This window comes from Nocardia asteroides (genome assembly GCA_019930625.1).
GTDB classification, from domain to species: domain Bacteria; phylum Actinomycetota; class Actinomycetes; order Mycobacteriales; family Mycobacteriaceae; genus Nocardia; species Nocardia sputi.
In genome coordinates this window covers 2,045,781-2,058,563 of record CP082844.1, presented here as the reverse complement: position 1 = coordinate 2,058,563, position 12,783 = coordinate 2,045,781, and the positions used below count along the sequence as shown (strand labels likewise).

11 protein-coding genes are annotated in these 12,783 nt (G+C 69.3%); 6 read left to right on the top strand and 5 right to left on the bottom strand.

Annotated elements, in window-relative coordinates; translation table 11 throughout:
- Positions 1–92 precede the first annotated feature (92 nt).
- The 5 genes from K8O92_09415 to serS form a co-directional block, all read right to left on the bottom strand.
- The gene (locus tag K8O92_09415; GenBank protein UAK34086.1) at positions 93–1,112 is read right to left on the bottom strand and encodes a redoxin domain-containing protein; all 1,020 of its coding nucleotides are present in this window, start codon (positions 1,110–1,112) and stop codon (positions 93–95) included.
- 54 nt (positions 1,113–1,166) lie between these two features.
- A complete protein-coding gene (locus tag K8O92_09410; GenBank protein UAK34085.1) occupies positions 1,167–2,123 on the bottom strand; it encodes a DMT family transporter in 957 nt (318 codons plus the stop codon).
- A 63-nt stretch (positions 2,124–2,186) separates the two neighbouring features.
- Positions 2,187–3,536 carry an MFS transporter gene (locus K8O92_09405; GenBank protein UAK35558.1) on the bottom strand — a complete coding sequence of 450 codons (1,350 nt, stop codon included), beginning with the start codon at positions 3,534–3,536 and terminating at the stop codon, positions 2,187–2,189.
- 120 nt (positions 3,537–3,656) lie between these two features.
- Complete coding sequence (locus K8O92_09400) at positions 3,657–5,450, bottom strand: bifunctional diguanylate cyclase/phosphodiesterase (GenBank protein UAK34084.1); 1,794 nt, start codon at positions 5,448–5,450, stop codon at positions 3,657–3,659.
- A 169-nt stretch (positions 5,451–5,619) separates the two neighbouring features.
- Positions 5,620–6,882, bottom strand: a complete 1,263-nt coding sequence (gene serS, locus K8O92_09395; GenBank protein ID UAK34083.1) for a serine--tRNA ligase — start codon at positions 6,880–6,882, stop codon at positions 5,620–5,622.
- A gap of 92 nt (positions 6,883–6,974) precedes the next feature.
- On the opposite strand from serS, the gene K8O92_09390 reads away from it, so the two are divergent.
- The 6 genes from K8O92_09390 (at position 6,975) to K8O92_09365 (ending at position 12,767) form a co-directional block, all read left to right on the top strand.
- Positions 6,975–8,675: an aldehyde dehydrogenase family protein gene (locus K8O92_09390; GenBank protein UAK34082.1), complete on the top strand. Its 1,701-nt coding sequence runs from the start codon at positions 6,975–6,977 to the stop codon at positions 8,673–8,675.
- Between the two features lie 74 nt (positions 8,676–8,749).
- On the top strand, positions 8,750–9,889 hold the full coding sequence (locus K8O92_09385; GenBank protein UAK34081.1) for a septum formation family protein: 1,140 nt from the start codon (positions 8,750–8,752) through the stop codon (positions 9,887–9,889).
- 10 nt (positions 9,890–9,899) lie between these two features.
- A complete protein-coding gene (locus tag K8O92_09380; GenBank protein ID UAK34080.1) occupies positions 9,900–10,250 on the top strand; it encodes a metallopeptidase family protein in 351 nt (116 codons plus the stop codon).
- Between the two features lie 163 nt (positions 10,251–10,413).
- The gene (locus K8O92_09375) at positions 10,414–10,725 is read left to right on the top strand and encodes a PE domain-containing protein (protein UAK34079.1); all 312 of its coding nucleotides are present in this window, start codon (positions 10,414–10,416) and stop codon (positions 10,723–10,725) included.
- A gap of 45 nt (positions 10,726–10,770) precedes the next feature.
- Positions 10,771–11,943 (top strand): PPE family protein, encoded by a 1,173-nt coding sequence (locus K8O92_09370; GenBank protein ID UAK34078.1) that lies wholly within the window; start codon positions 10,771–10,773, stop codon positions 11,941–11,943.
- A complete protein-coding gene (locus K8O92_09365) occupies positions 11,940–12,767 on the top strand; it encodes an ESX secretion-associated protein EspG (GenBank protein ID UAK34077.1) in 828 nt (275 codons plus the stop codon). The genes K8O92_09370 and K8O92_09365 overlap by 4 nt, the downstream gene beginning before the upstream one ends.
- Positions 12,768–12,783: the final 16 nt, after the last annotated feature.

Here is a 12,783-nt window from a genome sequence, read left to right as displayed (position 1 = left end):
GCGCCGAGCCTGATATTTGCTGAGAATTTGCCAACCAGCTGATAACCGGGCTCGGGTCGGTCTCGGCGGCGAAAAGGAGGTACGCCCCGAAACTAGATTCCCGCCGTAATCCTGCTGCGCTCCGGCTTGCGCGGGGCTGATCGCACCTTGCCGATCAGCTCCCGGATCGCAATGCCACCTCTGGCGACCGGCGCAGCGACACGTCCCTCGGGGTCGATCAGCACCGCGGACGGGGTGCCGCGCACCCGGTAGCGCAGGGCCGCCGCGTTGCCCTGCTGCACGAGAGACGGGATCGCGCCCAATCCCTGCTCGATACCCCAGGCGGCTTGCTCGGCGGCATCGCCGTTGCCGACCGCGACAATCGTCAGCGCGTGTGCTGTTCGCGCGTGCCAGCGGGGCAATTCCCGGGCCAGCGCCGCACACAGCTCGCAGCCCGGATGCACGAAGACCAGCAGTACCGACTTCGCCGCGGCCAGCAGATCCTCGAGCGTGGTCTTCCTGCCATCGGTATCGAGCAATTCGAACTCCGGCGCCACCGCCCCGACCGGCAAGCCCTCCGCCCCCAAGGTGGACAGCGCCTGCTCGTCCACCCGGCGGCGCAGGATGCGCAGCTCACCCGCCAGCCATACCAGCACCGCGACCAGCGCGGCCACCACCGCACAGCCGATCGCGTTGTCGGCGGGCAGGCTCCTCGGCACCCGTGGATGTGTCTGCGCGCCGAGGGCGACGATTACGGCGAGCGCGGCGAGAAGGCCGTTGCGTACCAGCGTCTTCGGCCCGATCGGCGCGGCGCTAACACCACCGAAGCAGGAACACGACGGATGCTCACCGCGCCGCAGCAAGCGAGCGATCGCCGCCGTGAACACGGCGAGCAACAGCAACGCCGCCAGCGCGGCCACGCCGGATACCCGCGGAAGCAACACGCCGGCCGCGATGATCGACTCGGCGATCGGCAGCCCCCAGGCCACCGTCGGCGCCCAGCGCAACGGTATCCCGAAATCGCCCACCGCCTGCCGCGTCGCACTCCGATCCGCCAGCTTGCCCCACGCCGACAGCCCGAAAACGACACACAGACCCAGCCGCGAAACCCACACACCGTATTCGATCAGCATGAGCGCACCCTCCCACATTCATGCGCTTCGGACATGAATGCGCGAGGAGTGTCCTCAGGACTGCGAGCGAGTGGCGACGGCGACCGCGACCAGAGTCAGCACACAGCCGATGACCGCGGTGACCGACAGGCCCGCGCTGGTCGGGGCCAGTACGTCGAGGATCACCGAAACCAGCAACTGCCCCGCCACCGAAGTGAGCCCCAGCAGCAGGACACCGATCCAGCGAACCGTCAGCGCGGCCAGCGCGATGAACGCGACGCCGATGAGCCCGCCCAGATACAGCCACGGCTCGGCGGGGAATTCGGCCGGACCGCCGGTAGCGGCGGTCACCACGGCCGCGAGGACGAGCAGAGCGACCAACCCGACACAGAAATTGACCATCGCCGCCGAGAGAGATCCGCCGACGGCGCCGACCTTGCCGTTCACCGCCTGCTGCCACGCCAGGCCGATGCCTGCCAGCGCGGGCAGCACGATCAGCAACGCCGTCGGGGTGCCGCGCAGCGCTTCGGGAACCGAGAGACCACCATCGGTCGCGCCGGTGTTGCCCGATCCGGCGATCAGCACCGCGACCACGCCGAGCGCCGCACCGGCCAGACGTACCGCGGTGACCGGCGTGCGGCCGCTCGGGCCGAGGCCGAGCCGATCGACCACGAGGCTGCTGAGCAATTGGCCCGCGACGGTCGCCACGGTGAACGCGGTGACCCCGATGGCCGCGACCGTCAGACCCTGGCACGCGACGAAGAACGCGCCGCACAGACCGCCGAGCAACTGCCACGGCCGCAACGCGCCGTCGGACAACGCGAGCCGCACCTGCCGCATGCCGTCCCGCTGGCGCGCGCTCACCGCGAACACCACCGCGAGCGCCAGCAGTCCGGTGGCGAAACTGATGGTGGCGGCGGCGATCCCGTCGTCGAGTCGCGCACCGAGCGCGCCGTTGATCCGCCCCTGCACCGCGACACCGGCACCGATCCCGAACCCGAAAACCAGTCCCACCCTCGCCTGCGCACTCACGACCCGCACGCTACCCAACGGACCCCGGCGACGAGCGGCTCATGTTCGCGGTGCCACTCGCGGTCAGTCGGAATGGGAAGGAAGCCAGCGCGGGGCGAGGGTGGCTATGGCAAGGATGGACCCACCGAGGAGGGCCAGGAGGGTGGACATGGAGAACCAGAGCGTCACCAGGGCGGCGAAACCGAAGACCACCAGGGCGAACACCTCCCCGAGGAGCCCGGAGACGGAGGTGACGGTGGCCCTGGCCGGGCCTTCGATGGCGTCCTGAAGACGGGCTCCCGCGACGATTCCGGCGTTGTAGACGATGCCGTAGGAGATTCCGATCGCCGTGAAGCCGAGACCGGTCAGCGGGTAAACAGCGTCCGGACGGCCGGTCGCGAGCCCGGCGACCAACGCGCCGGCGAAGAACAGCAGACCCGCGAAACCCACCGCGACCGACATCGTCCGGCCCGACATCCCTTCGGTGCGCCCCGCCAGTACCGAACCGGTCAGCGAACCCAGCACGGTGAGACCGACCAGCAGCGGCACCACGGCTGTCGAGACGCCCGCTTCCTCCGCCAGCAGGGCGAAGTACTCGTCGAACGCCGTGATCCCGAACAACAGCGCCTCCAGCAGCACGCCACAGCGCACGGCCCGCACCCGAACCGCTTCGCCCACACCGGCCTTCAGCATGGTGAGGTATCGCGCGAACGGCCGCGCGGGCTTCGCGAGGTTTCCCGGCTCGATCACCGCGACCTCGGAGGCGAACTCGCCTTCTCCGGTGCGCTCATCCACGACCAGAGCACCGGACACGCCAGCGGGCTGCGCGGGCGATGCCTGCTCCTCGTCTTCCAGATCGTCCACATTCGTAGCGGAGACCGCCTTGGGCGCCGTGGGCAGCGACAGCGCGATCAGCGTGTGCAGGGCCGCGACCGCGACGCTCGACCAGCCGACCAGGGCATAGCCGCCATAGAGGTAGAGGGGCGTCGCGGCGACGATGGCGACGACGACGGCCGCTTCCGCGCCCGCGCGGGTGTAACCGAGGATGCGCGGGTAGGCCGCGGCTTCACCGCGGGCCGCGAGGTCGTCGTAGAGCAGCGCCTCGAACGTGCCGGAGGCCAGAGCGCCCGAGGTACCCCACAGCACGAAACCGGCAGCGAAACCGGCAAAGGAGGGCGCTACGGTCCACAGCGCGAAGCCTGCCGTCAGCAATACGCCGCTGAGCACGAGCAGCCCACGCCGCGAGACGGTGTCGGCCCACGCACCGGAGGGCACCTCGAGCAGGAACGAGGTGGCCGACCAGATCGCGAACAGCAGGGAGATCTGCCCCGTGCTCGTGCCGTGGTCGGCGAACAGCAGGGCATACAGCGCGTACAGCGGAATCAGTTCACCGATGCTCTTGAAGAGCACCGCCCGAACCGTCAGCGAGCGCAGATCGAGCGTGCGCGCGCTACCCGCTGAACGGGCGCGCAGCGATCGGGCGAATCAACAGCCATAGATGAGCAAACGCATGTGCAACAGCATGCTCACGGTCGGCTCGCGCCGTCAAGCGAATTACGGCAGCGGCACCCAGCCGTTGGCGGCGACCGAGTCCCCGTCGCCGAGTTCCCGATCCGTGACGCCGGGGCCGACCCGGCCCTTGTTCTCGTTCAGGTCGCTGATCAGCTCCGACACCGGATGCGAATCGCTGTAGTGGTAGCCCTGCGCGAGCGCGAAGCCCAGTTCGGTGAGCACCGCGGCTTGGTACTCGGTCTCCACGCCCTCGGCGATGACCTGCAAGTCCAGCGCATTGGACAGGGCGGCGATCACGCCGAGCAACGGCGGCGCGGGCGAGTCCGAGCGGATCGCCGCGACGAAGGACTGGTCGACCTTGAGGATGTCGCTCGGCAGGGTGGCAAGCCTGCTGAGCGAGGAGTAGCCGGTGCCGAAGTCGTCGATGGCGATGCGCACGCCCCGGTCGCGCAGGGTGTGCAGATTCTCGATCGCGGTCTGCGATTCGGCGGCCAGCTCGCTCTCGGTCACTTCGAGCACCAGCTGATCGGCGGGCCACCCGGTGCTCGCGAGGATGCCCGCCACCCGGTCGGCGTAGCCGGCTTCGGCCAGCTCCAGCCCACTGACGTTCACGTTCAGCGTCAGGTCGAGCTGGGCGAAGGTTTCCTGCAACCGTGCCGCGTCCGCGCAGGCGCGGCGCAGCACCAGCTCGTCCAGATCGGCGATGAGGTCGTACTCCTCGGCGACGCGGATCAAGCCCTCGGTGGTGACGTCCGGCTGCGCGCTGGAAGACCAGCGCAGCAACGCCTCCACGCCGACCGCCTTGCCGCCGCCTTCGGTCAGACTGACGATCGGCTGGTAGTGCACGTCGAGGGCGCCGCGGTCGATGGCCTCGCGCAGCTCCACCGCGAGCGGCAACTGCCGGGAGGACTCCAGCACCGTCCGGTTGCGTCCGGCCTGCTTGGCCCGGTACAGGCCGACGTCGGCACGGCTGACCAGCAGCGACCCGGACTCCCCCGGCTGCCAGGAGGTCACGCCTGCCGAACAGCCGGTGGTCACCGCCGCGCGCAGCTGTTCGGTGAGCAGGATCGCGGCCTGCTCGGTGGTGTTCGGCAGCAGCAACGCGAACGCGTCGCCGCCGTAGCGCGCAAGGCGCTGGTCGGGGGCAAGCAGTTTCGACCAGGTGTCGGCCACCCGTTGCAGGACGGCGTCACCGGCGCGGTGACCGAGATGGTCGTTGATCTTCTGGAAGCGGTCGAGGTCGACCAGCACCAGCGCGAGTCCCTGCTCCGTCCTGGTGGCCTGCTGGATCGCGGTGTTCAGCGCCCGGTCGAAGCCGCGGCGGTTGAGCAGGCCGGTGAGCACATCGATGTCGGCTTCGGACGCCATCCTGGTCAGGATCCCGACGACGACGCCGACGCCGAAGGTCACGCCTGCCGGGATCAGCCCCGACCACCACGGCAGCCCGGGAGTCACCGGCCGCGCGGGCAGCACCCACAGGCACAGCGCCAAGGCGAACGCGATATGGGCTGCCGCCTGCGACCAGGCGAAGAACAGGGCGGCATCGCAGGCGATGAACACGTAGAACGCCGCGAGGCTGATCGCGCCCACGGTGTTCGGGAACGAGTGCACCGCGATCGTCACCAGTACCGTCGCGATCGCCACGTAGACGTGATGGATCGAATGCGGCAGGCGCGGCCCCCACGCGAGCAGCGTCAAACCGAGCGCCAGCGCTACCGCCGCCGCTCCGCCCACCAGCGGCCGATTACCCTCCTCGCCAGGGGCGATGGCGGTGATCAGTAAACCGAGCACACCGCCCATGACGTAGAACGCCCCGGTGGTCCGAGCCATGACCATAGCCGTCGCCAACGCAGACGCGGCCCGCACCCGGGTTCGGGTATCGCCGCGAGACCCGATTCCTCGCACGATGAATAGCCTAAACATAAGGAATCCCGCCGGTTGCCACATCCCGGGAATCCGGCATGGCGAACGATTGGCTATTCATCTGAACGTCATTCGCGCGTAGTCAGTTCGACGGTTGGAGCACGTCGGTGCCGACAAATGGGACGAGCGCGGGCGGCACACGAACCGACCCGTCGGCTTGCTGATGATTCTCCAGGATGGCCACGATCCAGCGGGTGGTCGCGAGCGTGCCGTTCAAAGTGGCGGCGATCTGCGGCCTTCCGTTCGCGTCCCGATAGCGGATGCTCAGTCGGCGAGCCTGGTAGGTGGTGCAGTTGGACGTCGAGGTGAGTTCCCGATAGGTCTGCTGGGTGGGCACCCACGCCTCACAGTCGAACTTGCGCACCGCCGAGCTGCCGAGATCACCGGCCGCGACATCGATCACCCGGTAGGGCACCTCGATCGCCGCGAGCATCTCCTGTTCCCAGGCGAGCAGGCGCTTGTGTTCGGCGTCGGCCTGGTCCGGCGTGGTGAAGACGAACATCTCGACCTTGTCGAACTGGTGCACCCGGATGATGCCGCGGGTGTCCTTGCCGTAGCTGCCGGCCTCCCGGCGGAAACACGACGACCAGCCCGCGTACCGCTTGGGCCCGCCGCTCAGGTCGAGGATCTCGTCCGAGTGGTAGCCCGCCAGCGGCACCTCCGAGGTGCCGACCAGATAGAGGTCGTCGTCGGCGAGGTGGTAGACCTCGGCCGAGTGCCTGCCGAGGAACCCCGTGCCCGCCATGACCTCGGGGCGCACCAGCACCGGCGGGATCATCATGGTGAAGCCGTTGGCCACGGCCTTCTGCGCGGCCAGTTGCAGCAGACCCAGTTGCAGCAGCGCGCCGTAACCGGTCAGGAAGTAGAACCGGGCGCCCGATACCTTCGCGCCGCGCTCCATGTCGATCAGGCCCAGCGACTCGCCGAGCTCCAGGTGATCCTTCGGCTCGAAGTCGAATTCCCTCGGCGTGCCGATGGTTTGCAGGACGACGTAATCGTCCTCGCCGCCCGCGGGCGCGCCTTCCTGCACCACGTTCGAGATGGCGCGGTGCGCGGCGTCCAGATCGGCGTCGGCGGCGTGCTGCGCGGCCTCGGCCTCCTTGACCTTGACCGACATCTCCGACGCCTGCGCCAGCAGCGCGGACCGCTCCTCCTTGCTCGCCTTACCGATCAGCTTGCCCATCGCCTTGTGCTCGGCGCGTAGGTTGTCCGCGGTGGCCACCGCGGCGCGCCGCGCCGCGTCCGCCTCGAGCAGCGCGTCGACGAGGGCGGGGTCTTCGCCGCGGGCCCGCTGCGAGGCGCGGACCGCGTCGGGGTTGTCCCGCAGGAATCGGAGGTCGATCATGGGCCACCAGCCTAGTGGTCGGTGTGTTGCCGTTTCACCCCGATATCCCAGGATGCGGTCCATCGGCGCTCGATCGCGCGCATAGTGGGCTTGTGGGCACCCCTTTCGACGAGACCGCCATCGACAACGCGCTGGCCGACCTCGCGGCGGGCGAGAAAGCCTGGGCCGCGACCCCGCTGCGCCGCCGCCGCGAACTGCTCGACGAGATCCACGCCCGGACCGGTCGCTTCGCCGAGGACTGGGTGCGGGCCGCGTGCGTCGTCAAGGACCTCGACGAGAACTCCCCGTCGGCGGGCGAGGAATGGATGTCCGGCCCGCTCACCCTGCTCCAGGCCACCGCCGCGCTGTCGGCGACCCTCGCCGCACTGGAGACCGGGCGCAGCCCGCTGACCGGCATCACGCTGCGGGAAGCTCCGGGTGGACGGGTCGCGGTGCCGATCCTTCCGCTCGGCGTCTACGACCGGCTGCTGCTCAACGGTTTCCGCGGCGAGGTGTGGCTGCGGCCCGGCGTCGACGCGGGCACCGCGCGCAAGCGGGCCGGACTCGGCCAGCTCGATCCCACCGCGACCGGCGGGATCGGCGCCGTGCTCGGCGCGGGCAACATCACCTCGATTCCGCCGTTGGACGCGCTCTACGAACTGTTCGCGCACAACCGGGTGGTCGCGCTGAAGCTCAACCCGATCACCGACCCGCTGTTCACCGTGTTCGAGATGGTGTTCGAACCGCTGCTGGAGCTGGGCGTGCTGCGAATCCTCACCGGCGGCGCGGAGCAGGGCGGCTACCTGGTGCGCCACCCCGATGTCGCGCACGTGCACATGACCGGCAGCGCGCAGACCCACGACGCCATCGTGTGGGGCCCCGGCGCGGAGGGCGCGCAGCGCAAGAAGGACAACCGGCCCCTGCTGGACAAACCGATCACCAGCGAGCTGGGCGGCGTCTCGCCGACCATCGTGGTACCCGGCGACTGGTCCGCCGCCGACCTGCGCTACCAGGCCGAGCACGTGGCGACGCAGCGGCTGCACAACGGCGGCTACAACTGTGTGGCCGCGCAGGCGGTGGTGATCGGCTCCGAGTGGGACCGCAAGGACGAATTCCTCGCCGAGCTGCGCCTTGCGATGGAACGAGCGCCACAACGCACGGCGTACTACCCGGGCAGCGACGCCCGTGTCGCCGGGGCGCTGGCCTCGTATCCGGAGGCCGAGCGTCTCGGCGCGGGGCGGGTGCTGGTCGACGGGTTGCCGCCGACCGGCACGCCGCTGCTGCGCACGGAGTACTTCTCCCCCGTGCTCGGCGTGGTGGAGCTGCCCTACGCGGGCGGTGAGTTCTTGCAGCGCGCGGTGGACTTCGCGAATGCCGAGCTGACCGGGACGCTCGGCGCGAACGTGATCGCCCATCCGACGACCATTCGCAGGCTCGGCATCGCCTTCGACCGCGCCATCGAGCGGCTGCGCTACGGCGCGATCGCGGTGAACACTTGGACCGGGCTGGCTTTCCTGACGCCGCGGGCCGCTTGGGGCGCCTTTCCCGGGCACACCCTAGACGACGTGCAGAGCGGGATCGGCGTGGTGCACAACGCCCTGCTGCTCGACGATGTCGAGCGCACGATCGTGCGCGGACCGTTCCGGCCCGCGCCGCGCTCGCTGCTGGGCGGCGAACTCGCACTCTCCCCGAAGCCGCCGTGGTTCGTCGACAACGCCACCGCCGCGATCACCGGGCGCAGGCTCACCGAGTTCTACGCCGATGCCAACCCCGCCCGGCTGCCCGGGGTCTTCCTGTCGGCGCTGCGCGGCTGACCGCGACGCGCCGGTGCCGCGCCGATCGGGCAGGTCGTGGCACCCCGGCACGGACGCTGCCATGATGGACCGCGATGTCCTCCGAACATGTGTCCCGGTCCCCGCAGGCGCCCAAGCGCGGCGCGTCGTCGCGCGCCGACTCGGTACGGCGCTCGTTCGACTCCGCCAAGGCCGCGCTCGCCGACAGCAAGCTGCGCGACTTGCATCTCTCGGCGCACACGTTGCGCTGGGGCCTGCTCGCGGTAGCCGTCGGCGCCGTCGTCGCGGCCCTGGTGACGCTGTTCGTGACCGGCTTCGACAACGAGAAGGGCCTGGAAGCGCACAATCCCGGCGCGCCGGCGCTGCCCGTCCTGGACAAGGAGTTCGGCACCGCCGCCACGGGCGATTGCCTGAGCTGGACCAAGCCCGACCGGTCCGACCTGGTCAAGGTCAACTGCTCGAACAAGCACATGTTCGAGGTCGCGGCCGACATCGATATGAGTCGCTATCCGGGCAAGGAGTTCGGCCCGGGATCGCGGTTCCCCGACTCGTTGCGGCTCACCGAGCTGAAGGAAGAGCACTGCGTGCCCGCGGTGCAGGAGTACATGTCCGGCCGCTTCGATCCGCGCGGCAAGTACATCGTCGGGTTGATGTACCCCAGCCCGGACGGCTGGCAGCACGGTGACCGAACGCTGCGCTGCGGCTTGCAGGTCGCGGCCAGCGTGGGCACCCCGCCGTCGGCGGGCAGCGCCACCGAGCACGATCAGTCCAGGGTGTACGGGCCGGGCGTGTGCCTGGGCATCAACCAGAACCTGCCCACCGATCCCGTGGACTGCGCCCAGCCGCACGCCGTGGAGATCGTCTCCACCATCGATCTGGGCGCCCACTTCACCGGCGGCCCGCCCGCGAAAGACGACCAGGACAAGTTCATGGAGGAGGAGTGCGGCCGCACTTCGACCGAGTACCTGGGCGCGCCGGACGTGATCCGCAACAAGACGCTCACGCTGTTCTTCGACTACATCGACGCCCGCAGTTGGATGGCGGGCAGCCGCAAGCTGGACTGCATGATCGGCAAGGGGGCTGATCGGGAAGGCTTCGCGCCGATCACGGGTTCGGCCAGAGGCGACATCCTGATCAACGGCCAGGCTCCGGTGCCGCCGCCGAACAGCGGCCGTTCCACGCCCACGCCGCTGCCCGGCGCCGCCCCACTGCCGCCGCAGCCCCAGCCGAGATAGCCGAGCGCCGATGCCCGTTTCGATGTCCGCCGACCGGTTCGAGGAATTGGTCGGCGACGCACTGGATCTCATTCCGCCCGAGCTGGCGCGCGCGATCGAGAATGTGGTCGTGCTGATCGAGCCGCGCAATCCGGAGGATCCGCATCTGCTCGGCCTGTATCACGGCATCGCCCTCACCGAACGCGACAGCCAATACGGCGGAGCGCTTCCCGACACCGTGACCATCTACCGCGACGCCATTCTCGAACTCTGCGCCGACGAGTCGCAGGTGGTGGAAGAGGTCGCGATCACCGTGATCCATGAGATCGCACACTATTTCGGCATTGACGAAGACCGCCTGCATCAGCTGGGATGGGGCTAGTCTGAACGAGCTGTATTGCGCGCCCCTGGCGAGGGGTGTGTAATCGGCACGGAGATCGAAAAATTGGGGATTCGATGGAACCGATCGCGTTGCTGTCGCGTCCTATCACTCGAAGGGGGAATTCTCGTGGTTCCGCCCCACAGCCACTAGAAGGAGTCGAGTCATGGTTGGACATGTACTGATCGCACCCGAAGCCATTCTCGCCGCCGCGGCCGAACTCGACCTCGTCGCCGAACGTCTGGCCGCCGCCGCGGCGATCACCGCGCCCGCGACGCACGTGCTGCCCTCCGGCGCCGAGGAGGTCTCCTTCCTCAGCGCGAGCCATTTCAACCAAGGCGCGATGTCGCACGACCGTGCGATCGCGCAGGCAATCCTGGAATGCCACCACGCGGCGGCGACGCTGCGCACGCAGTTGGCGCAGCATGTCGCCGGTGATGTGGTGCGCGCCGCCGGCATCAGCGCCATCCAGGTGTAGTTCGGGCATACAGTTCCATCAGCTGAAGCAGGGGAGAAATCGAACATGGTTGCAGGAGTCACCGGGGTGATCTGGGCTGCGCGCCCGTCGGAGATCAATTCGGCCACCCTTCACGCGGGCGCGCACGCGATTCCGATCTCGGCCGCCGCCACCGCCTGGGGCGGTCTCACCGCCGCCTGGGTCGACGCTACGACGACCGTCGCCAGGGTGATGGCCGAACTCGGCGTCGGAATGCAGGGCATCAACGGTATCGCCGCGCTGAGCAAGCTCACGGGTTTCCTCGGCTGGTCCGAGCAGCAGGGCGTCCAAGCCGCCGCGATGGGCGCGAAGGCCGCGGCGAACGCCACCGCCTACACCGTCGCCTCGCTGGCGATGCCGAGCCCACCCGAGATCGCGGCCGTCAACACCGCCTTGGCCGCGTCGGCGAACCCACCGGGCGTGCTGAGCGGCGCGTTCGAGGTCGCGGAGGTCGCCAGGCACGCCATGGACATCCGAGCCGCGCTGGTCATGGAAACCTACGAGGCCGCGACCAGCGCCATGGTCGCCACGCCTGCCGAGTTCGCGCCGCCGCCGCCGATCGCCAAGGGCGCCGGAACGGCCAGCCCCGAACAGGCGGCGGACACCGCCGGCGAGGTCCCGGCGGATCCGATCCAGGCGGCCGTCGCCGCCACCCAGGCGTTCTTGAGCAACCCCGGCGTGGCGAGCGCTGCCACCCAAGCCGCTCAGGCCGTCGGCTCGATCGCCACCACCGGTGTCTCCACCGTCGGAAATGTCGCAGGCAGCGCGATCGCGGCGGCGACCAGCACCTCCGCGCCTGCCTTCTCCGGTATGGCTCCGATGGCCATGGGCGCCGGGGCGGCGGCCACCGCTGCCGGCGCGGCGACCCGCGCGGTGTCCTTCTCCGGCCTCGGCTCGGCGGCAGGCATCAGCAACGGCTCGCTCAAGCTGCCGGAAGGCTGGGGCTCGAGTGGCACGATCGGTGGAGGCTCCGCTCCGGTGCAGGAAACCGTCGCGGTCAAGGCCGTCGACGCGGCGCCGGTCCGGCCCGCGAACACCGGCAACGGCAACCCCCTGCTCGGTAACCAGGTCCGCAGCGACGAGGACGACGAGACCGAGCACGACGGTCGGGACTACCTGCGGTCGACCGAGCACTTCAACGACGGCCGTCTCACCGCCGATGGAGTCATCGGCGGTGACTTCAGCGGGACGGGTAGGTGACCGTACTCGGTGCGGGCCGCGGCCCGTCGACGCTTGAGTCGGTCGTCCTGTCGCTCGACGAGATGCAGTTTCTGATCGAGAAACTGCAGATCGAAGTTCCCGTCGTGTTGAACGCTCGCGCACGCTACGACAACGTGACCGATCACCGAGCGGCGATGGACGCGGCCGCCGAGTCGCTCGCGCAGCGGGAGCTGATCCTAGATGGCGCGCTGCACCGCGACTTGGAGAATCGGCTGCGCGCGCTGAACCGGCCTCACTGGATCATCGCGCTGCGGTTGGTCGTCGACGGGTGGGTCAGCCGCTTCTGTCTGGCGAAGGGCGCCGACCTCCCGGTCGTCGCCCTTCGGGGACAGGACTCCTATGTCATCGATGAGGCCGGAATCGATCTGCCCGGTACGGTTCTCGCGGCACTCGGCTACGCCGAGCCGCTCGAGTTGTACGGGATGAACGCTCCGACCGAAGAGCTCGCCACAATCTTCGGCGACACCGGCGACGCCGCGGCCACCGCGCAACGGCTGACGAAGGTCGGCAACCCCACGCACGATGCGAAGACCTTGGCCGCGGCCCTGGTCGAGATCCACTCGTACGCCGAGATCGTCGGGGTGATCTACGGGGACGGCACCCGAGACGTGGCAGACAACCACATCGCCGTCTTCAATACGCGCGCAGGACGATTCATCGCGACCGCGAGCAAGTCCGACGACGGCGTGAAGTGGACGTCACTCAGCAGCGGAACCCCCGCGCGACTGCGCACGGCGGTGCAAGATCTGATCACCTCTTTGCCGGAACGCGAGGATTTCCCGACCAATCCGAAGCTTTCCTGAACCACCGAGCAACCGT